Raw genomic sequence first — 20,789 nt, 5'->3', positions numbered from 1 at the left:
AGCAATTAATAGTTGACACTTAATAATTTACCCCCCAGCACCATTCTAAAAGTACTGGGGGGCAATTTTCGTTTGATTGAGGATGGATTTATCTAGCCACCAAATCCGCCACCGCTCCGGCCCGAAAAGCCACTGCTTCGGCCTGCCCGCGGTGCCGTACTCTGGATACCCGAGCGCGATACCGAGGTGCTGGGTCTAATACCCGCGCCTGACGACCGATTGCCTGCGAACCCACGACCAAAGAAAGCGCGACCCTGCTGTTGCTCTCGCGCCACATTCTGGCGCCAGCCGGCATTTTGCTGAAGCAAGCCAGGATTCGCGTATGCGGCCCGATTTGGAGTGAGGAAGCGCCCGGCCATATAGCCGATGCCACTCCACATCAGAATATCCATCATGCCGGTACCAGCCACCCGGTTCTCCGGGTTCTGACGGCTATAGTCCTGCATTTGCTGTTGTAGAGCTTGTCCTTGGAGGGTGTCAACCTTGCCGTCGAAGTGCTTAAGTATAGCAGCAACTTCCTCTTTACCGGCAGGGCGCTCAGCGGTAACCTTCCATTCACCGGGCGTTACCTCGGTCATTTCTGTGATAACGCCTTGTGAATAAGTTTCGCCCCCACCCCACTGCTCTTGACCCGTTTCCGAACCGTTATTGCCCGAGCAGGCTGGTAACACAGACAAGCCCAAGGTAGCCGCCGCCGCTATCAGCAGCGTATTACGACGCCAGTCGCCGAGCCGGTGATAATTCTTTTTCATAGGTGTAGTAGTGCTAAATACTGCCTGACCAAAGGGAATTTCACCACCCAGCAGGCTCACTTTATTAAACGTGATTATTGCCAAAAAAGGTCGATGTGAGTGCGCATCCTTAGTAAAGCGAAGATCAGTCTGTTTACGCCTAGCAGCTGAGGGGCACACCAGGGGGCTTTTCAAGGTACCTCAGCACCGACTTACTCCCATAGCGGGTAGTGCTCCAAGTGAACTTCTCGTCCAAAGAAGATACGCGTGCTTTCCTCGAATGAACGGGTGAAATCAGATACATAAAAATGGTGCGTGGGGGGCTTTTCGGAGGCCAAGGCGGCCATATTATGTGCTTCCAGATAAGCTTTGGCGTGGGCCGCAACCGCGTCGGAGGCATCGAGCACTTCTACTTTTCCCTCGTAGAAACGCGAAATCTGCTCTTTAATGAGTGGATAGTGCGTACAGGCCAGCACTAGCGCCTCAATATTTTCGAGCTCTGAATTGGTCAGATAGGCGCTGATGATGTTGTCGCTGACAGTATTCTCAAAAAAGCCTTCCTCTATCATCGGCGCCAGTAGCGGCGTGGCCAACGACTGTAGTTGCACACCCATATCGAGGTCGTCCAGCTTTTTCTTGTACACGTTAGAATTAACCGTTTGCTTGGTGCCAATAAGGCCGACAGTCCGCCCGGCGTATGCTTTACCTACGTGCGCCACAATAGGATCAATCACATTGAGCACTCGGGCTTTGGAGCCAACGTACTCTCGCACCAACTCATAAGCCGCCGCCGAAGCTGAGTTGCAGGCAATCATAATGATCTTGCATTGCTGCTTAAGCAGTAAGTCGCAGATTTTAACGGCGTACGCCTGAATAGCGGCTGTGCTTTTGTCGCCATAGGGCAAATGAGCCGTGTCGCCAAAATAAATGAGCCGCTCATGGGGAAGGAGACGACTGACAGCGCGGGCCACCGTGAGTCCGCCAATGCCGCTGTCGAACATACCAATGGGCCGGGCCCGCAAATCGGAGGAAGCAGGAGAAGATGCCATACGCGGCGAAGGTACGGGCTTTCGGCAACGGCTGCCTTAATCTGGAGCCATAGGAATTATGTAATTTTTAGTAAAGTCCTATCTTGGCTCCTCTCTCGCCCAAGCACTCATTTATATGAGTAAGATTTTAGAAGAAATAGATCATGCCCTCGCCAACTTCGATCTTAGTCGGGGACGGCCTGTGGCCATCGAACTTGGTGAACTGAAGTACACTCAACTCGTTCTCGACGTGGCTCATTTACACCGCGCAGGCGGCGAGTTGACGACCAATACTGGTCGGCCGCTAGCTTATAAAGGCTTGGAAATATTGCGCGACGATTTGCACGTAGACCGCGTACGAGTCATCTGAAGCGCCACCTAAACTACCCATCTGTGGTAGCTGTACCGAAATTTCTAGCTCGGCAAGCACTGGTGCAATACTGTACTTATATTAAAGCTTAGCTCCCCGCTGGAGGGCATTTTGTGCTGTATTGGGCAGGGAACTGCTTATGAATTATTGCTTTTACCTGTATATTGGTTGGGCTTGGCTAATCAAGAACTCTTAAATTTACGGTCCGCTAATAATCAACAAGTCGGTATTTCGTCTTTATGTAGAAGGCAAATGTGCTGTCAATATTATGGAGCAAACTGGTGTCAATACGTCCTCATCCAAACCACAGGTTGCCTTTGGCAAATCAACTGAAGACGTTACACTAGCCAGTAATTTACCGGCTCACTTGGAACAGGCCTTGCTGCTTATGGAGCCGGCCTTTGCTGCAATAGCCCTCCTCAACGACCACGGCCGCCTCCTATGGGTAAATAAAGGATTCATAGAGTTGTTTGGGATTGAGTCCAGCGAAGCCCTGGGGCAGGCACTTTGGGAAATTTTGCCCCCCAAGCACAACGCAGAAGCATCTCCCTTCAATCCGCCCGCAGTTTTATCTACTCAAACTACCCTGCAATACGAGGGGCAGGTATCTGCTGCAACTGGTGCATCTTATTGGCTGCGCGCCAAAATACAGCCGGCTCCTTTGCACCAACCAGCGCGCTTTTTCGTGCTGCTGGAAGATATCACAACTTGGAAAGCTGCACGTGTCACGGCTCAGGACCGCGAGACCCAATTGCAACACCTTATTGAGCAGGTGCCGGGCGTGCTGTTTCAGTGGCGCGATAACTTCGATGGCACTTCACACATAGCTTATTGTAGTGATTCTTCGCAGCAGATATTTGGGTTTCAACCTGATCAGCTGTCCTCTCTACAGGCGTTCGTGCATCCCGACGACCAAGCGGCGTGGACCAAGTTTTGGCGGCCTGCTACTGGCATAGTAGAAACCCGCACGTTTATGGGTCGCCTGCTGATGCCGGACCAGCCCGTGCGCTGGTGCCAAGCCGACTGTCGGCCTTCTGTCACCGATGCCGAGGGCGTGCTCTACAGCGGTATCATACAAGACATTACGGCGCTCCAAGAGGCCGAGGAGGCGGTGCAAGACAGTGAGCAGCGCTGGCATCTGGCCATTGAGCGGTTTGGCGACGGAGCGTGGGAATTTAACTATCAAACCGGAGACGACTACTTCTCCAATGCCTACCGGACCATGCTCGGGTACCCCGATGAGGACTTCCCAATGGGCTTCCATACCTGGCACAACCACGTTCACCCCGACGACCAATTACCTAGCTTGCAGGCCGCTGAGGCCTACTTGCGCGGAGAGGTACCCATCTATTCCGTAGAGCGACGCTTGCTGTGCCGAAACGGCGAGTACAAGTGGGTGCTTACCCGCGGCCTCGTGACCAAACGCGACGCTAACGGCGACCCGCTCATCATGACCGGTGTGCACACCGATATTTCGGCCATCAAGCAGGCTAACCTCGCCATTGAAGCCTCCACCCGACGTTTGTCGACCACTATTGCCAACTTTCAGGAGGGCATTTTGCTGGAAGATGAACACCGGCAAGTGGTGTTGGTCAACGAGGCTTTCTGCCAAATGCTGAACACAGATGCTACTCCTGAACAGCTGGTGGGTGTCAAGACAGAGCTGTTACTGGCCTCGGCGAGAAGTGGCGGGCCTAGTGAACCAGGGTGGCTAGAGGGCACCAATGGCCAGGTTCTCGATCAGCAAGCTGTAATTGGTGACGTACTCCAGCGCAAGAACGGCAAAGTGTTTCAGCGCGACTTTATTCCGATTTATAGTCATAATGCTTCCCTAGGTTATCTATGGAAGTTTCAGGACGTTACGGAACAGAAAAACGCGGAAGAGGCGCTGAAACGGCGCGAAGAAAAGTACCGGCGCATCATCGAACGCATGAAGCTGGGCTTAGTCGAAACTGATTTAGACGACCAGGTTCTCTACGTCAACCAAGCATTCTGCGACACTCTGGGCTTTTCCAGCGACGAAATAATGGAGCAGCATCTGCTTAGCTCCTTATTGGTAGAGGTAGTGTCGCCCCCGCAGGATGGCACGGAGGCCTATGAACGCATAGTAGCCAGCAAAGGAGGCAGTCAGAAGTGGCTATTGGTGAGCCGAGCCCCAGTCTACAACGATGAGCGGCAGATCATCGGTGCCATTCATATTACGCTCGACATTACTCACCAGAAGACGCTGGAGAACAAACTGCGCGCGGCCAAAGAGCACGCCGAGGACTCATCGAAAGCCAAAGAGGTGTTTTTGGCCAACATGAGCCACGAAATCCGGACGCCCATGAATGCTATTCTGGGCATGGCGCAACTCCTGGCCAAAACCGAGCTCACGCCAGATCAGGAGGATTTCTTGGGGGCCATTTCTACCTCGGGCGAGAACCTACTCGTTATCATCAATGATATTCTGGACCACTCCAAGATTGAGGCGGGCCAGTTACAGGTCGAGAAAATCGGCTTCAATGTCAGTCAGCTCATTGCCCAGATCGAGAAAACGCTGCACTACAAAGCAGAGGAGAAGGGGCTGACGCTTATTACGGAAATAATGCCGCAGGTACCACCCGTGCTACTCGGCGACCCGTACCGCATTACCCAGATTCTACTAAATCTGGCTGGCAACTCCATCAAATTCACTGAGAAAGGCAGTGTCACTATTTCCTGCGAGTTGGTGCAGCAAGTAGAGGACGCCGTGGAAATTAAGTTTATGGTGGCGGATACCGGTATTGGCATCGACCCGGACTACTTAAGTGACATCTTTAAAGAGTTCAGCCAAGAAGACTCATCGGTGACCCGCAAATTTGGGGGCACGGGCCTGGGCCTCAGCATCAGCAAAAGCCTCGTGAATCTGATGGGGGGCGAGTTGCTAATCGAGAGCGAGAAACACGAAGGCACCGTCAACTCCTTCTCCCTACTTCTGCAAGTGGGCTCCGAAAACGACTTGCCACGCAAGGAAGTAGCCAACCACAGCCTGCGCGAAAGACTACGCGGTAAGCAAGTGTTACTAGTAGAAGACAATAAGTTTAATCGGCAGATTGCGAAGGCGTTGCTCAATAATGTTCACATTGAGGTGACCGAGGCGGAGAACGGTGCCATGGCAGTGGAGCTACTGCAAGCTCACCGTTTCGACTTGATTCTGATGGACATGCAAATGCCCATTATGAACGGCCTTGAGGCTACGGCCGTGCTGCGCCACCAAGTGGGCCTTTCTACTCCCATTATTGCGCTTACTGCTAACGCCATCAAGGGAGAGCGAGAGAAGTGCCTGGCGGCGGGCATGAATGACTACCTCGCTAAGCCATTTCAGGAAGATGAGCTGCTAAAGATTGTGAGCGACTGGGTGCTGGGCTCCCCGCCGTCTGGGGTGACTGTAAGCGCCAGCCAGCCGGCGCCGACCGGTGCTAATGGGCCCGCGCCACTTTATAATCTTGACCTTCTGTACCAAATAGGTCAGGGCGACGACGAGTTTGTGATACTTATGCTTACGAGCTTTATTGAAAGCTGCGAAGAAGCCATACACGATCTGGGCCAAGCATTACAGACGCATGATACTGAGTTGCTGAGGGCCGCCACGCACAAGCTCAAGCCTAGCCTTGACCACTTGCACGTGCACCAGGCGTTGCCGCTGGTAGAGCATTTGGATTCGTGGACTGGCGCTTTCGACCCGGAAGCGCTGCAGCCTCTCATAGAAACCGTCCTTAGCATGCTTGCACAGATAATCAAGCAGATGCAGATCGATATGGACGAGTTGGCCGCCAAAAATGCCCCCTGACACGTACGTAGTCAGCGCGTAGTACCAAGGTTGATAGCTTGAGTCAATAGCTAGAGGGAGGAAGGATTAGACTAGGAATCCACACCTTGTGCTTCCTAGCTGGATTGCCTTGGCTACCTTTGTGGTATGAATCTGTTATCAGCTGAGAATATCTCAAAAAATTACGCCGACCGCTGGCTATTCCGCGACCTTTCCTTTGGCCTGAGCCAAGGTCAGCGCGTGGCCCTAGTAGGTATTAACGGCTCGGGCAAAACAACTTTACTGCGTATCCTAGCCAGCTTGGAGCCTGGTGATACTGGCTCGGTGAGCGTGCGTAAAGACACTCGCGTGGCCTTTTTGGGTCAGCAGCCCATCTTCGATGAAGCCCTGACCGTAGAGCAAACCATTTTTGCCAGTCAAAACGATACTCTGGCCGCCATTCGCGATTACGAGCACGTAGTAAACGACCCCAAGCACAAATCTGACGATCTGCAGCGCGTGATGGAGCGTATGGACGCTCTGAACGCCTGGGACTACGAGTCGCAGGTAAAGCAAATTTTGGGTCGCCTGGGCATCTTGGGTGATTTGCTGGAACGGCCAGTAAGCAAGCTTTCGGGCGGGCAGCGCAAGCGCGTGGCCCTAGCTCGGGTTCTGATTGAGGAGCCTGAAGTGCTTATTCTCGACGAGCCCACCAACCACTTGGACCTCGACACCATTGAGTGGCTCGAAAACCGGCTGGCCTCGCCCAATCTCACCTTATTAATGGTGACCCACGACCGCTACTTCCTGGATAAAGTGGCCAACGAAATAGTGGAGCTGGACCAAGGCCGCGTGCATCGGTATCAAGGCAATTATTCCTACTTCGTAGAGAAGAAAGCTGAGCGCGAGCAGATAGAAGTGGCCGAAGTAGAGAAAGCCCGCAACCTGTTGCGCAAAGAACTGGACTGGATGCGCCGACAGCCCCAAGCCCGCGGCACTAAGCAGAAGGCGCGCATTGATGCTTTTTACGAAACGCAGGAAAAGGCGAAGACTAAGATCAGCGGGCCACAGTTAGAGCTGTCCGTGAAAACTACGCGTCAGGGGGGCAAAATCATTGAGGTGGAGCACCTGCACAAGCGCTTTGGCGACAAAGTGGTGCTCGATGACTTCAGCTACGTGTTCAAGAAAAAGGACCGGATTGGCCTTATTGGTCCCAACGGCGCCGGCAAGTCCACGTTGCTTAACATGCTCACCGGCAGCCTCACGCCGGACAGCGGCACCATCGATAAGGGCCAGACCACCGTTTTCGGTTATTACACCCAAACGGAGCTGGAATTTGACCCCACGCAGCGCGTCATCGACATCGTGAAGGAAGTGGCCGAAGTTGTGGAAATGGCTAACGGCGAAGTGGTGACAGCGTCGCAGTTTTTGCAGCACTTCCAGTTTCCGCCGGCTCAGCAGTATACGCTGGTTAGCAAGCTGTCGGGGGGCGAAAAGCGCCGTTTGCAGCTGCTGCGCGTACTTATCAAGAACCCTAACTTCCTGATTCTTGACGAGCCCACGAACGATCTGGACATCATCACCCTCAACATTCTGGAGGATTTCCTACTGAACTTCGGCGGCTGCCTGCTCATCGTGTCCCACGACCGCTACTTTATGGATGCGCTAGTAGAACACGTATTTGTGCTGGAGCCTGGGGGGCAAATTCGCCATTTCCCCGGCAACTACACTGATTACCGCGAGTGGCAGAAGGAAAATAACGCCGAGGAATACGCAAAGGACCAAGCTAAGACGGCCAAAGCCGCTGCCGGCGTTGCGCCAGCTGCTGCACCAGTAAAAGCAGTGACGCCAGCCCCCGCAGAAGCTCCGAAGCGGAAAGCCACTTTTGCCGAGAAAAAGGAGTACGAAACTCTGGAAAAGGAGATTGAGAAGCTCGAAGAAACCAAGCAGCAGCTTATCGAGAAGCTCAATGCCGGCACCGGCTCCCATAAAGACCTAGCCGACTGGGCCGCCGAACTCAAGCGCACCGATGCCGCCCTCGACGCCAAAGGCGAGCGGTGGTTGGAGCTGGCCGAGCTAGCATAAGTAATAGAGTACCATAAAAAAGCCCCCCAGACGAGTTCTGGGGGGCTTTTTTATGCTTAATACTTTAACCGCTTTTGGCTGTAGTCGAAGGTAAATATGTGCGGACCAACGGGCGTAGTGAGGCGCAGTACCGCCGATTGATCGTAGCCCGGAAACACGACGTAGCCACGAATCAACTCGCCGGGCTGCAGATTGTAACGCCGCAGCAAAGCCCCCTGCCAAAGCGCCAGCTCCTGCGCAATCTTATCGCCAGCTTCCCGCTCCTGTGCTTCGTTGAGGGGTTTTGGTTTCGGGTTTCCCTGCGGACTTTCTCCTGCTTTACCCGCTTCTCGCCGTTTCTTGCCCATGGCTTCCTTGGTAACGTTGGCAAGGATAATCATCCATTCAATCTCACTGACGCCCATCACGATGCCGTTATCGATGCTGAGTCTGGTGCTGAGCGGCTGTACTTCCGCTTCTGGATCGTGGGCGGGTACGGGGGCTAAAAAAGACGACGTATCGGCGGTGGAAGTGGATGGCGCTGCTTGAGTTGGGCTAAGTTGATAGTAAAAGCGGGCCGGATCAACCAGCACTGCCCGGCTTGAACCGTTGCGAATTTCTACCTCGTATACTGCGTCCTTGATTCGGAAATGAGAAAAAGCAAGCTCCATTTCTACCCCGTCGAGTTCGGCAAATAGCGTCTGGGAACCATTTATTGGTTCACCTTCTAACTCTTGGGGCTGCACAGCAAGGTAGTACGAAGGCCCGCAGGCGGTAAGCAGCAAGCTAAGCGCCACCACCAACCAGGTATTAAAGCCGAAAAACAAACGGATAATCATACGGTAGGCGCTGACATATATAGCTAAGAATCAATAGTAGCAAAAATGTTGTTTGCTAACGGTGCAGAGCCGATGTTATTCTTCAGGCCTCGTCTTCCAGCTCCGGCGGCAAGGCGTGCTGACCATCTGGCTCTGTTTGAAATGGTAAAGCCCGCACTATAGCAGCCAGCGGAATAGGGGCAAAAACGTGCGGGAAGTAATCATTGCGTGCCTGGGCATATTCCCGCTTCACGGGCACCGCCGCTACCCACAACTCCGATTCATCAAGCTCCAAAAGTATAATATCGGTGCGCCCAGCGTAGTAGCGGTTGGCCGTGGCCTCCACCTGATACAGCTCAGAGGCATGAATAAAGCCTTCGGCTCTTAGATCAGCGCTGACGAAAAAACCTGTTTGCTGGGCCGTCTGCCAATCGGCAAGCTCAGCTATACGATAGATCATAGGTAGAATCAGAGTAATTGCCCCAACACAACGGAAAGAACCTCTCCCGCTGCCGGAGCACCAGCGCGGGAGAGGTTCTTAACTTGCCCTGAAGCAAGCGTTTTACAAAGCTGGCAACGACCTTACGCCTGCCACACTTCTTTGCGCACCTTCTTGCCTACTGACAAAATCAGCCGAGTAGGATTGGGCACCAATACGAGGCGGGCTTCTTTGCCGGGAAACTCATCTGAATCGACCCACACGCCTTCTTTGTGCGAAGGCTCGTAGCCGGTGTCGCCGCCTACATCATTGGGCAAGTAGGCCGTGGGCAGCAGCACATCGGTATCGGGGCAGAGCTGCTGATGTACTTTTTCCAGCACTTCTTCCAGATAAGCGCCGTACTCTTCGTTAAAGTCGTCTTCTAGGTCGTGCAGTTCTTCCTCAATGTCGTCGTAGCTGTCGTGGTTGTAAGGAAGCTTGTGCAACTCCTGCTTCTTCTCGATCAGCGCGACCAGGGCTTTATTTAATTCCTCTTTGTTCATAGCTACTCGTGCATAAGTGTGGTACAAAGGTGCGTAGGATTCGGGAATTCTTTCGCAAGCCGACTACTTGCTCGTTTTGCCCCCCAGCCCATTAAACTAGCGCGGTTTCCCCAACGATTTAGGGTAAACGCGTATTTTTACCCAACTAACCTTTTTCTCACCCGATTTCCACCCCCATCCGCTATGCAGACGATGACTTCGCCGGCCGTGCAGGCCCACCCCGCCCACGACTTTCTTCCCCTGAATGGTACCGACTACGTCGAGTTTTATGTTGGCAATGCTAAGCAATCGGCTTATTATTATCAAGCAGCATTCGGCTATGAGCTAGTGGCTTACGCCGGCCCCGAAACCGGCCTGCGCGACCGTGCTAGTTACGTTTTGCAGCAGGGGAAAATCCGTCTGGTGCTCACAACTTCCCTCCTCCCCGATTCCGATATTTCGGAGCACGTGCGCAAGCACGGCGACGGCGTAAAAGTGATGGCCTTATGGGTCGATGACGCCCGCAAGTCGTTCGAAGAAACCACCAAGCGCGGCGCTAAGCCCGCCTTCGAGCCTTATACAATCAGCGACGAGGATGGCGAAGTAGTCTTGTCGGGCATTTACACCTACGGCGAAACCATTCACACTTTTGTGGAGCGCCGCAACTACCGGGGGGCATTTATGCCGGGCTTTGTAGCCAAAAAGAGTTTAGTACCGCAGGACACTCCGGTAGGCCTGCTGCACGTAGACCACTGCGTAGGCAATGTGGGCTGGGGTGAGATGAACCAGTGGGTGAAATTCTACGAAGATGTGATGGGCTTCAAACTGCTGCTCACCTTCGACGACGAAGATATTTCCACCGAGTATTCGGCTCTGATGAGCAAGGTGGTAAGCAACGGCAACGGTTACGTGAAATTCCCCATCAACGAGCCAGCAGAGGGTAAAAAGAAGTCGCAGATTGAAGAATATCTCGATTATTATCATTCGCCGGGCGTGCAGCACATTGCCATTGCCACCAAAGACATTCGCCACACCGTCAGCGAATTGCGCCGTCGCGGCGTGGAGTTCCTGACTGTGCCAGCCGTATACTATGACGACCTACTAGAGCGTATTGGCAGCATCGATGAGGACTTGCAAACGCTCAAAGACCTGAACATTTTGGTTGACCGCGACGAAGAAGGCTACCTGCTGCAAATCTTCACCAAGCCCGTAGAAGACCGCCCCACGGTATTTTATGAAATCATTCAGCGCAAAGGTGCTAAGAGCTTCGGCAAGGGCAACTTCAAGGCCCTGTTCGAATCGATTGAGCGCGAGCAAGCACTGCGGGGCAACCTGTAGTAGCTCACGCAACGCTCCGCCACCTTGACGCCAGAGTACTTGTCAAGCTGGGCTTGCCGGCGCATCTCTACTGAGTACTAAACTCACCCGAAAGTAGAGATGCACCGGCAAGTCCAGCTTGACTTTTTTAATTATCCTAAATTGCAAAGGAGTTGAGAACCAGTTCTAACCTAGCTCCGCAACTTGGGTAGCTTACTCCCAAATACTATTTGCCTCTGTTAGAATAAGGGGCTGCCCATCAGTAATCACAATGGTATGCTCGTGCTGAGCCACGAAGCTGCCGTCTTTGGTGGCCAGCGTCCACCCGTCGCTGAGTTGATGGGCCAGCGTGGCGCGGGTGGAGATAAACGTTTCCACCGCTACTACTGAGTTCTTCTTGAAGCGCTTCAGGTTGTAGCGGTCGTAGTAGCAGGGTATTTCCTTGGGCTCCTCGTGCAGGCTGCGACCGATGCCGTGTCCCACCAGATTCTTGATCACCCGATAACCCGCTTTTCGCGCTTCGCCTTCAATCAGTCCGCCAATATCGGCAATGCGTACGCCGCCGCGAATGCGATTGAGGGCGGTGCGCAAGATCTGCCGGGAGGCATCGACCAGTGGCTGGTGATTGTGAATATCGGCTCCGAGCACGAAGGAGCCACCATTATCGGCCCAGTAGCCCTCCAGCTCCGCCGATACGTCGATGTTCACTAAGTCGCCGGGCTGTAACACCTTGCGCGCCGAGGGAATACCGTGCGCTACTTCATTATTCACGCTGATACACGTCCAGCCCGGAAAGCCATAGGTAAGCCGCGGAGCCGATTTAGCTCCAAATGCCGCCAGCATACGTCCGCCGTATTCGTCTACCTCCTTGGTCGTCATCCCCGGCTGGGCATACTCGCGCATTTGTTTAAGAGTCGTACCTACAGCTTCACTAATGCGCTGAAGGCCTTCTAAGTCTACATGGGAGGTAATGGACATAGGTCAAATGATTTTGGCTCTCTGATGTCGTATAGTTCTTACATAACGGAACAGGCCATGGCAATGTACTGCTTACCAAATAACTTTCTGCGCAAATACTAGCCCTGCTGAGCCGGTAAATGTCGGCACCTGTTCGACGCGGCAGGGCGGCCATCAACCTTGCTGGCGGCATCTTGACTTGGCCCGCAGCTACACGCAGCAGTACTTCTGAATGAGCGTCTAAACAGCATTTGCTAGTTGATGGATCGTTTTCCCGAGACCATTCACGCCGACGCTGTGTAGGTTTGCTCTCAAGCTATTGCCTGGTTCTCTTTACCTACACTCGGCTGCTAGTCCACAACTTGAGTTAATTAAAGAATGCGCCCCCTTAATTGAGTGCTAAATGCCGTGCTTTTATATGGCTGCTTAGTTCAAACCTCTTTTCTTTACACTCGTTCTTCAGCCCAACTGCAACTTACTTTTATCTCTAATGGCCTTAACCTCCGACGTTCAGCAAAAAATTAATACGTGGCTTACCGGCGCCTACGACGCCCAAACCCAAGCCGATATCCAAGAGCTCCTCGATAGTAATCAAGAAGATGCCCTGAGCGACGCTTTCTATCGGGATCTGGAATTCGGTACGGGCGGCTTGCGTGGGATAATGGGCACGGGCTCTAACCGCATGAACCGCTACACGTTGGGCATGGCTACGCAAGGCTTGTGCAACTACCTGCTGAAGTCGTTTCCCAACCAAGAAATAAAGGTGGCCGTAGCACACGACTCGCGCAACAACAGCTCAGAGTTTGCCCGCATCGCGGGGGGCATTTTTTCGGCGAATGGTATTACTGTTTACTTGTTTGAAGCCCTGCGCCCCACGCCCGAGCTTTCATTTACGATTCGCCATTTGGGCTGCCAGAGCGGCGTTGTAATTACGGCCTCGCACAACCCTAAAGAGTACAACGGCTATAAAGTATACTGGAACGACGGCGCCCAGGTAGTAGCGCCGCACGACAAGAATATCATCCGGGAGGTAAACGAAATTCAAAGTGTGAACGAGGTGAAGTTCACAGCCGATGAGTCGCGTATTCACCAGATTGGGGGGCAAATTGACGACGCGTATTTGAGCGAAGTCCAGAAGCTGAGCATCAACCCCGAGGCCATCAAGCGTCAGCATGATTTGAAAATCGTGTACACGCCCATTCATGGTACGGGCATCACGCTGGTACCGAAAGCCTTAGAGCGAATGGGCTTTACCAATGTGAGCATCGTAGAGGCCCAGGCCACGCCCGACGGCAACTTCCCAACCGTCGTTTCGCCGAACCCTGAGGAAAAAGCCGCCATGCAAATGGCCCTCGACCAAGCCCGCCAACTCGACGCCGACCTCGTCATTGCCACTGACCCCGACGCTGACCGTGTGGGCATTGCCGTGAAAAACACACAGGGCGAATGGGTGCTGGTAAACGGCAACCAAACGGCCGCTTTGCTTACCTTCTACCTGTTGTCAGCGCGCAAAAATGCTGGCAAAATGACCGAGCAGGACTTTATCGTTTACACCATTGTAACTAGCGAAGTACTCGGTGATATTGCTAAAGCCCATGGCGTAAAGTCCTATCAAACCCTAACTGGCTTCAAATACATCGCCGGCCTCATCCGCGACCTGGAGGGCAAGGAAACGTATATCGGCGGCGGCGAGGAAAGCTACGGCTTCATGATCGGCGACTTTGTGCGCGACAAGGACGCTGTTTCGGCCTGCGCCATGATTGCCGAGATGGCCGCCGTAGCCAAAGACAACGGCCGCACGCTCTACGAGGAAATGGTGCAGATGTACGCCACCTACGGCCTCTACCGCGAAGACCTAATTTCGCTCACAAAAAAAGGCCAGCGCGGCGCCGAGGAAATCCAAGAAATGATGCGCGACTTACGCGCCCAGCCGCCCCGTACCATCGCCGGCTCGCCCGTAGTGGAGCTGCGCGACTACCAAACCGGTGTCATCCGCAATCTGCAAACCGGAGAGGAAAAACCCACGGGCTTAGAAGCGTCTAATGTGCTCCAGTTCTTAACCGAAGACGGAAGCAAAATCTCCGCCCGCCCATCGGGCACCGAGCCCAAAATCAAGTTCTACTTCAGCGTAAAGCAGCCGCTTGAGTCAGTAGAGAAATTTGAGCAAGGCTACGAAGAGTTAGGCGGCAAAATTGCCCATATTATTGAGGATATGCAGTTGAAGTAGCCTAAGTGTTCAGTAAAGAATAAGCCCGACAAGACATCTTGTCGGGCTTATTCTTTACTTGCTAATTAGTCGCATACTTCCGAAACGCTATGAGAGAGAATTATAGAGAAGGAATCTATATTATCGCTTAACCAGCGTTGATAGCCGAACACCGCAGAACATTTATCTAGCTAGCACTTTGCGGGCCGATAATATTCTATTTGAAGTACTTTATGCGTGTGCCTTCAAACACACCTGTATCAATACAATTTCATTAATGAAAAGACTTTTACTTGCTGTTATATGCGGCCTGTTGGTAGAAACGGCTTCTGCGCAAATGGTAAATCCAGATTATGTCGTAACTGTAAAAGGTGATACACTTCGTGGCCGTATTCAAGTAATTGGCAAACGACAGAATACGATTCGGCTTCATCGATCAGGAATAGCTCCAATGAAATTCGACGCTGCACAAATTAGCAGCTATGGCAATGCTAGCAGGCCTATTCGAATAAGCAGAGAAATTGGTTCGGGGGGCCCTTCCCAACTCTTAGCTCCGTTGGTATCAGGCTATATAAGCTTATATACTAGTGAGGATGAACAGCAAGAGAAGCAATACTATTTGCAAGTAGCTGATTCCACACACGTAAAGGCGGTTAAACGCGCTACTCACCAGCTTACGTTGGCTCAAACTTTACCTGGCTGCTCAACACTGGATTTTGGCTCTAATGAAATCCAAAGTCGCTACCCGTATACTTCGAAAGGGATGACTCAACTTATCATGGCCTATAACAAGTGCAGGCACCCGGCACTACCCAGCACGGTAATAAAACGTGCTTCAGGGTGGCATGCTTCGTTTGGGTTGAAGGGCGGAGTCAATACATCCAGCTTTAACCTGACTGGCACATCTTATGCTGGATTTGGCAAACAGAAACAAGCAACCGGATATCAGGTGGGAGCTAGCGTTAATTTCTCTACGCTGTCTAATTTCTCCCTAGGATTAGAAGCCAATTACATGCAGTTGCGCAGTTTGTATGGTCCTTACGAGCTTTATTATTATAATCTCGGAAATCCAGAGAATACTCATACTATTCAAATTGATTACTCTCAAATACAAGTTCCCTTACTGCTGCGCTACCAAGTAGGCCGGAGTATGTGGCGGCCTTACGTTAATGCGGGTCCAAGCATAGGAATTAAACTCCATGATTCTTCAGTGGACACATTTACCTCCGCTTCCAGTGACACTAAAAGTGAAGCTATTGAGGTAGGTAAACGCTCCTTAGGTATAGCAGCTGGAGGTGGAGTTTCCATTCATCATCATTCATTACCTATACTCAGCGTTGAGCTACGCTACGATAGAATGAATCAAGGAGTAGCACACACAAATTATGCTGTGCATTTGAGGCAACAACGCTCTATACGCTTAGATATAGGAGTAACTTTTTAGCATCAGTGCGAAAGAACTATCCGCAGTTCCTGATAAAATAACTTAGAAACGAGATGCTAAGGTGGGGGCAAAGTTGACAGTATAATTGCTGTTGACGCGGGTAGACTACTATTGGTTAGAATTTCTACTCTCGTGGCTTCCGCAGCCCTAGTATAAATAGTATCAGCAGCAAAAATCCCGTCACGCCTAGCCCAAACCACGTCAGCATGGGAATACCGCGATGGTAGGCCATTTCAACTGAATATTTACCCATCAAGCTCAGGCCTGAGAACAGCAGAAAGGCAACCGCCAACAGCGTTATGATTGTGCGGCTAACTAATTGGTCAGCTTTACGCAACAGCGGCTGATAACCACCCAGTTCTACTTTTACGCGCAAATCCCCACGGGATATTTTGCGCATAATTTGCCTGATGTCGGTGGGTAAAGTGCTTAGTAAAGACAGGAGTTGAATTCCAGTGTACTGAGCTTCGCTAGCTAGATTTTCCGGCGAGTATTGCTCCGCAATAATGCGGGCGCCATAAGGCCGCACAAACTCAAACGTGTTAAACGATGGGTGCAACACTTTGCCGATACCTTCCAGAATTACCAGCGCCCGCAGAATCAGGAAAACGGCCCCCGGCACTTGCAGCTTGTAGTCGTAGATGATGACTTGCAGACGATCAGCCAGATCTGACATACTCATCTCCTTCACGTCGAGCACCGTAAAGTCCTCAATCAAGTCGTTGAGGTCGGCCTCGAAGCGGCGCATATCCGGGATATCGGCGTGCAGCGCAAGGCGGCGAAAGTTGAGCGCCATGCTGCGCGCATCCTGTCGCGCCATCCCGATAAACACCCCTGCAAAGGCATATTTCTGTTGCTTAGTGAGCTTGCCCACCATGCCAAAATCGATGAGCACGATGGTGCCGTCGGGGCGCACCAGTACGTTGCCAGGGTGCGGGTCGGCGTGGAAAACGCCAAACTCAAAGATCTGAGTCAGGTAAATATCCATGCCCGTTTCCGCCACCTTGGCCGGGTCAAGGCCCCACTCCAGCAACTGCGGCTTGTTGGATATTTTGCAGCCACTCACGAACTCAATTACCAGAACCCGGCTGGTCGAGAACTCGCGGTAGGGCTTAGGCACGTAGAACGTCTCATAATCAGCGTAAAGCGCGCGAAACTGGTCCATGCTCCGGGCTTCGGAGGTATAGTCCAGCTCCTTAGTCATGCTCCGCTCAAAGGCATCTACGATGTCTTGGGGGTTACTCAAGCCTTGCTTGCGCAGAAAGCCGGCCGTGAGGCGTACTAGCTCGCGCAGCAGGCTCAGGTCGGTGCGTACTTTTTCCTGTACGCCGGGGCGCTGTACTTTCACCACCACTTCCTCGCCCGTGAGCAGGCGTGCCCGGTGCACCTGCCCAATGCTGGCCGAGCCCAACGTCACGTCGTCGAATTCGCTGAAGACTTCCGTAATCGGCTTGCCTAGCTCCTGCTCAATTATTTGGCGAGCAATGGCCACGGGGAAAGGCGGCACGTCGCTTTGTAGCTTCTGGAACTCGTCGATGAGTGCTTCGGGCAGCAAATCAGGGCGGTTACTCAGAGCCTGAGCCAGCTTGATAAATGTGGGACCCAGTTCCTCGATGATCAACCGGATTCGCTCCCAACGATTGGTGTCAAACACCGTCTTATCAGCGTGCTGCCACGATACCCGACGCCCCGCTGGCACCAGCCGCCGCAAGGCGGTATTCGTTACTACATCCTCAAATCCGTAGCGCACCAGCACTTCCATTACCTGCCGGATGCGGCCCAGATTAGAAATCGTGTTTTTGAACATGCAGGAAAAAAGGAACCAGTGAAAGGGGAGCCAACGGCTGGCAAGCGGATATTATTGACAAGAAAGGTAAGCAAAATGCCCCCCAGCTTGATAAAATCAAAACCCATGCTCGCCAGGAGCAGACGGAGCCATTTTTTGACGAAAAAGCCAGCGCCGCTACTGCGGGCGCTGGCTTTTCATGCTAGTTGCTAGCAGCGGAATTAGGAGGCGCTGGAAGCGTTATCGCCGTTGTCGGCAGGCTTTGGAGCTTCTTTTTTAGCGGCTGGCTTCGCGGCTGGCTTGGCAGCGCCAGCTTTAGCAGCAGCCGATTTTTGGGCAGTGCCCGCGGTGCTGCTTACTTTATCAGCAGCCTTTTTGGTGGCGCCAGCAGCTTTAGACGTAGTGCTGGAAGCTGCTTTCGAACCGCTTTTGCTGCCGCCAGCAGTAGCACCAGTGCTCGATGCGGTTGAAGACTTAGTGCCGCGCACACTGCGCTTCAGTTCTTCCACATCGGCGTTGGTGGCTACTCCTACGCCCTTCATCAGCCGGTTAGCAATACCGGTGATTTGCGATTCGAGCTCCTTACGCTTAGTGTCGGTGTTCTTCTTCAGATCGTCCATGATTTTCTGCCCCTCTTTCTCCGACAACTTGCTTTCCTTCACCAGCTTATCGATGGTGGCTTGCACACGGTCGTTGGTTAACGATACAAAACCAACACCGGCATTGATGAATTTTTTAAACAGGTCTTCCATGTTGCTGAATAGTTAAAAAGGAGGTGAAATGAAACGAAAAACGGCATTGCTGCTTCGGTCGCTGCAAAAAAATAGTATGCAAGCCGACTACTTTGGCAAACCTACGAAAACGCAGCTATATAGTTGGTGCTGAGATAGAAATTTTTTGAATTCCTGATCGCAGCTATTCCATACAGTCATGTTTTATAGGTTCACTTCTTTATTTCCTGTGCCTCAGGGACGTATTTTCGTTTTTACTCATGCTGCCTTTTTCCGCACCCGCGACGCGCTTGCCAATGGCAGCACATGAACGGGCTTCAGAATGGGCATTGGCAACGGAGCTGCTTGCGCGGCCCAAATGCCATTGACGAAGGTGGCGACGCTATTCAGAGCTTCACGCGCCTCGGGCAGCAGCCGCCAGAACAGGTGCCACCAGTGCACCAACCCTCTGAATGACTGCAAGGTAACCGACACACCCGCCAAACGGGCCTTGTCGGTGAAGCACATTACGCTTTCGCACAGCACCTCGGTATCGGATATTTGAATTAGCAACGGGGGCAGGCCGTGTACCTCGGCGCGGGCTGGTGAAACCAGCGGATGCGTAAGCGGGGTGTCGCCGGCGTAGTAGGGGCCCCAGCCGCGCATCTGTAAGGCTTCCAGCAGTTGGGTTTCTTCCCTGGCTACCCGGCGCAACATAGAAGCGGGCATGTCCAGATCGGTCCAGGGAGAGAGGCCGATGGCGGCGGCAGGGAGCGGCTGAGCGTCATCGCGCAAGGCGATAAGTAAGGCTAGGGCCAAACCCCCACCGGCCGAATCGCCGGCTACGATAATGTTCTGGGGGGCAAATCCTTGCTTCAGCAGCCAATGATACGCCAGCAACGCATCATCGAGGGCGCCGGGAAACGGATAATCAGGCGCTTTGCGGTAGTTGATAGCCAGCGTATTAACCTGGCAACGCTTGGCCAACGTCCCTACCAGACTACGGTGAGTGTTCAGAGACCCTAATACGTAACCGCCCCCATGCAGATACAGCAGCACCCGGTGCGGATTAGTACCAACGGGGCGGGCCCACTCGGCAGTCATGCCTTCAATAGTTGTCTTTTCGAGATGAACGCCCCAGGGCATAAACTGAAACAACGAGCTTATTTCCATAGTCAGCCGCATCGCTCCCAGGCCGGGCCGTTTGCGAGCCAGCGGCCCGGTGGCAGCCGTAAGAATCTGTTTGAGCAATAAATGCTGGGTGGAGGGCATTGCTTGACCTTTTGGGTGGGAAGAGGGCGGGCAGGGCGGTCGACAGCAGCCCAAAAGGCCGTTTGCCAGTACTATTTCGTTTGTACGAGGTAAGACTTTGGGTACTCTTACCAGCTACAATTATTCTTTTTCTCCTATTCTATGGCCTTTATAGCCCCGAATAGCAATGGGTATCCATCCTAATACGGGAATAAAGAAGGTGAGGGTGAAGGGATTGCGCCAGAGCATGCGCAGCCAGGAGCCTTGCTTTGTTAATTGAAGGTTTACACCATCGGGACCTCTCTCAGCATATTGACGCTCAAACTCGCGGAAGAGTTCGGGCCAAGCAAAGGGCAGAAAGAAAGGAAAGTAGCTCCAATTGGCCTTGATGCGCTGCCAAAGCTCGCCCCAACGGTACGGCTGCTGCCCATGGTCGCGCACAGCGGCATCCAGTTCCGTCTGCATTTGTTGGCGCACTTGCTCCGATAGGGCCAGGTAATCTTCGCGGGTAAGCTCGCTAGGGGGCTTTTTAGTTAGTTCGTAGGGCTTGATGCGGGTGCCTAGCACAAAGGTGAGTTTGGCTGGGTAAGCGAGGTAAAAAAACCAAGGCTGAAGCAGCACCATAATGATAATAGGCCCTACGGGAAGAAAGGGAATACCTATCTTTTTCATCCACTTATTCAGCCAGTCCCAGCTATAGGCATATGGGTTTAGGTATTCTCCATTCACCGTGTAGTACGGCACAATATCGGTGCGGTGCTCAATGCCTAGCCGAATGATGCTGGTAGCGAGGCGTTGCAACTGGTACTTGCGGTTGAAGCCCTTACCAATGCCGGGTACGCCCTCAGGGTAAAGCATCAGGTTGTGGTCGTTGCAATACATCATCGTCTCAAAATTGAGCGTGGTAGCATCAACACAACCGCATTTTTTCCAAAAATTCGGGATCAAATACGGGTTCATCAGCACCGACTGCGAGAGCATGGGTGCTGAAAGGGGCCGCGGTAAGTGATACATACCGGGCAGAATGCGCAGCAAGTGCGATAAGGCGACCATGGCATCCCAGGGAAAAGCCATGCCTGAGTGATTGCTGGCAAACAGCAGCGGACGCTCCGGATTATTGCGCTGCGGATAGTTCTCGAAACCCACTAGCTTGGAGCGAAACCAAACCCGATCGAGTAGCTGCAAAAGGTGCTTATCAACGGCCCGAACGTACTGCTCGTCGAAATAATCGGAATAAATGTGCTGATTGGCCAGAATGGCGGGCGACGGGAGCGGCAACGTAGGCGAGGAGGCCGTGGGCATCGGGCAAAAAAGCGAATGTGGGTGGCTTCTAATGTAGTGCTTTTACGGGCAAATCTAAACGCTACGCTTCATGAGC

The 20,789-nt window shown here is 52.8% G+C and carries 16 protein-coding genes; 6 read left to right on the top strand and 10 right to left on the bottom strand.

What is annotated here, in order from left to right; translation table 11 throughout:
* Positions 1-92 precede the first annotated feature (92 nt).
* Together ACW9KT_RS07315 and murI are read right to left on the bottom strand one after the other, a co-directional pair.
* Positions 93-752, bottom strand: coding sequence for a hypothetical protein (locus tag ACW9KT_RS07315; protein WP_457078868.1), 660 nt, complete (start codon positions 750-752; stop codon positions 93-95).
* A 191-nt stretch (positions 753-943) separates the two neighbouring features.
* Positions 944-1,780 carry a glutamate racemase gene (gene murI / locus ACW9KT_RS07310; RefSeq protein ID WP_457078866.1) on the bottom strand — a complete coding sequence of 279 codons (837 nt, stop codon included), beginning with the start codon at positions 1,778-1,780 and terminating at the stop codon, positions 944-946.
* Between the two features lie 115 nt (positions 1,781-1,895).
* On the opposite strand from murI, the gene ACW9KT_RS07305 reads away from it, so the two are divergent.
* The 3 genes from ACW9KT_RS07305 (at position 1,896) to ACW9KT_RS07295 (ending at position 7,983) form a co-directional block, all read left to right on the top strand.
* Positions 1,896-2,129, top strand: a complete 234-nt coding sequence (locus ACW9KT_RS07305; RefSeq protein WP_457078864.1) for a hypothetical protein — start codon at positions 1,896-1,898, stop codon at positions 2,127-2,129.
* Between the two features lie 268 nt (positions 2,130-2,397).
* Entirely contained in the window at positions 2,398-5,940 is a 3,543-nt protein-coding gene (locus tag ACW9KT_RS07300) for a PAS domain S-box protein (RefSeq protein WP_457078862.1), read from the top strand.
* Between the two features lie 126 nt (positions 5,941-6,066).
* Positions 6,067-7,983: an ABC-F family ATP-binding cassette domain-containing protein gene (locus tag ACW9KT_RS07295; protein ID WP_457078860.1), complete on the top strand. Its 1,917-nt coding sequence runs from the start codon at positions 6,067-6,069 to the stop codon at positions 7,981-7,983.
* Between the two features lie 56 nt (positions 7,984-8,039).
* On the opposite strand, the gene ACW9KT_RS07290 is transcribed toward ACW9KT_RS07295, so the two are convergent.
* From ACW9KT_RS07290 to ACW9KT_RS07280, 3 genes are all read right to left on the bottom strand, one after another.
* Entirely contained in the window at positions 8,040-8,801 is a 762-nt protein-coding gene (locus tag ACW9KT_RS07290; RefSeq protein ID WP_457078858.1) for a hypothetical protein, read from the bottom strand.
* A gap of 82 nt (positions 8,802-8,883) precedes the next feature.
* Complete coding sequence (locus tag ACW9KT_RS07285) at positions 8,884-9,240, bottom strand: DUF952 domain-containing protein (protein ID WP_457078856.1); 357 nt, start codon at positions 9,238-9,240, stop codon at positions 8,884-8,886.
* Positions 9,241-9,362: 122 nt separating this feature from the next.
* A complete protein-coding gene (locus tag ACW9KT_RS07280) occupies positions 9,363-9,761 on the bottom strand; it encodes a hypothetical protein (RefSeq protein WP_133272204.1) in 399 nt (132 codons plus the stop codon).
* Positions 9,762-9,944: 183 nt separating this feature from the next.
* Here ACW9KT_RS07280 and hppD point away from each other — a divergent pair, with 183 nt between their 5' ends.
* Positions 9,945-11,078 (top strand): 4-hydroxyphenylpyruvate dioxygenase, encoded by a 1,134-nt coding sequence (hppD, locus tag ACW9KT_RS07275; protein WP_457078854.1) that lies wholly within the window; start codon positions 9,945-9,947, stop codon positions 11,076-11,078.
* 192 nt (positions 11,079-11,270) lie between these two features.
* Here hppD and map read toward each other — a convergent pair whose 3' ends face one another.
* On the bottom strand, positions 11,271-12,035 hold the full coding sequence (map, locus tag ACW9KT_RS07270; protein WP_457078852.1) for a type I methionyl aminopeptidase: 765 nt from the start codon (positions 12,033-12,035) through the stop codon (positions 11,271-11,273).
* Positions 12,036-12,504: 469 nt separating this feature from the next.
* Here map and ACW9KT_RS07265 point away from each other — a divergent pair, with 469 nt between their 5' ends.
* Both ACW9KT_RS07265 and ACW9KT_RS07260 read left to right on the top strand, forming a co-directional pair.
* Positions 12,505-14,241 (top strand): phospho-sugar mutase, encoded by a 1,737-nt coding sequence (locus tag ACW9KT_RS07265; RefSeq protein ID WP_457078850.1) that lies wholly within the window; start codon positions 12,505-12,507, stop codon positions 14,239-14,241.
* Between the two features lie 178 nt (positions 14,242-14,419).
* Entirely contained in the window at positions 14,420-15,664 is a 1,245-nt protein-coding gene (locus ACW9KT_RS07260) for a porin family protein (protein WP_457078849.1), read from the top strand.
* 124 nt (positions 15,665-15,788) lie between these two features.
* Here the strand turns inward: ACW9KT_RS07260 and ACW9KT_RS07255 are convergent, their stop codons facing one another.
* The 4 genes from ACW9KT_RS07255 to ACW9KT_RS07240 form a co-directional block, all read right to left on the bottom strand.
* Positions 15,789-17,471, bottom strand: coding sequence for an ABC1 kinase family protein (locus ACW9KT_RS07255; RefSeq protein WP_457078847.1), 1,683 nt, complete (start codon positions 17,469-17,471; stop codon positions 15,789-15,791).
* Positions 17,472-17,671: 200 nt separating this feature from the next.
* Positions 17,672-18,202 carry a phasin family protein gene (locus ACW9KT_RS07250; RefSeq protein WP_457078845.1) on the bottom strand — a complete coding sequence of 177 codons (531 nt, stop codon included), beginning with the start codon at positions 18,200-18,202 and terminating at the stop codon, positions 17,672-17,674.
* A 237-nt stretch (positions 18,203-18,439) separates the two neighbouring features.
* Positions 18,440-19,432, bottom strand: coding sequence for an alpha/beta hydrolase (locus ACW9KT_RS07245; protein WP_457078843.1), 993 nt, complete (start codon positions 19,430-19,432; stop codon positions 18,440-18,442).
* 120 nt (positions 19,433-19,552) lie between these two features.
* Positions 19,553-20,713, bottom strand: a complete 1,161-nt coding sequence (locus tag ACW9KT_RS07240; protein WP_457078841.1) for a hypothetical protein — start codon at positions 20,711-20,713, stop codon at positions 19,553-19,555.
* Positions 20,714-20,789 lie beyond the last annotated feature (76 nt).

Source organism: Hymenobacter sp. HD11105 (assembly GCF_054051685.1).
The sequence above is the reverse complement of the archived record's forward strand: the minus strand, read 5'-3'. Positions and strand labels throughout refer to the sequence as shown.

What these genes read in the sequence shown, in the direction of transcription:
- ACW9KT_RS07315 (WP_457078868.1), bottom strand. Translation starts at nt 752, where the DNA reads ATGAAAAAGAATTATCACCGGCTCGGCGACTGGCGTCGTAATACGCTG.
- murI (WP_457078866.1), bottom strand. Translation starts at nt 1,780, where the DNA reads ATGGCATCTTCTCCTGCTTCCTCCGATTTGCGGGCCCGGCCCATTGGT.
- ACW9KT_RS07305 (WP_457078864.1), top strand. Translation starts at nt 1,896, where the DNA reads ATGAGTAAGATTTTAGAAGAAATAGATCATGCCCTCGCCAACTTCGAT.
- ACW9KT_RS07300 (WP_457078862.1), top strand. Translation starts at nt 2,398, where the DNA reads ATGGAGCAAACTGGTGTCAATACGTCCTCATCCAAACCACAGGTTGCC.
- ACW9KT_RS07295 (WP_457078860.1), top strand. Translation starts at nt 6,067, where the DNA reads ATGAATCTGTTATCAGCTGAGAATATCTCAAAAAATTACGCCGACCGC.
- ACW9KT_RS07290 (WP_457078858.1), bottom strand. Translation starts at nt 8,801, where the DNA reads ATGATTATCCGTTTGTTTTTCGGCTTTAATACCTGGTTGGTGGTGGCG.
- ACW9KT_RS07285 (WP_457078856.1), bottom strand. Translation starts at nt 9,240, where the DNA reads ATGATCTATCGTATAGCTGAGCTTGCCGATTGGCAGACGGCCCAGCAA.
- ACW9KT_RS07280 (WP_133272204.1), bottom strand. Translation starts at nt 9,761, where the DNA reads ATGAACAAAGAGGAATTAAATAAAGCCCTGGTCGCGCTGATCGAGAAG.
- hppD (WP_457078854.1), top strand. Translation starts at nt 9,945, where the DNA reads ATGCAGACGATGACTTCGCCGGCCGTGCAGGCCCACCCCGCCCACGAC.
- map (WP_457078852.1), bottom strand. Translation starts at nt 12,035, where the DNA reads ATGTCCATTACCTCCCATGTAGACTTAGAAGGCCTTCAGCGCATTAGT.
- ACW9KT_RS07265 (WP_457078850.1), top strand. Translation starts at nt 12,505, where the DNA reads ATGGCCTTAACCTCCGACGTTCAGCAAAAAATTAATACGTGGCTTACC.
- ACW9KT_RS07255 (WP_457078847.1), bottom strand. Translation starts at nt 17,471, where the DNA reads ATGTTCAAAAACACGATTTCTAATCTGGGCCGCATCCGGCAGGTAATG.
- ACW9KT_RS07250 (WP_457078845.1), bottom strand. Translation starts at nt 18,202, where the DNA reads ATGGAAGACCTGTTTAAAAAATTCATCAATGCCGGTGTTGGTTTTGTA.
- ACW9KT_RS07245 (WP_457078843.1), bottom strand. Translation starts at nt 19,432, where the DNA reads ATGCCCTCCACCCAGCATTTATTGCTCAAACAGATTCTTACGGCTGCC.
- ACW9KT_RS07240 (WP_457078841.1), bottom strand. Translation starts at nt 20,713, where the DNA reads ATGCCCACGGCCTCCTCGCCTACGTTGCCGCTCCCGTCGCCCGCCATT.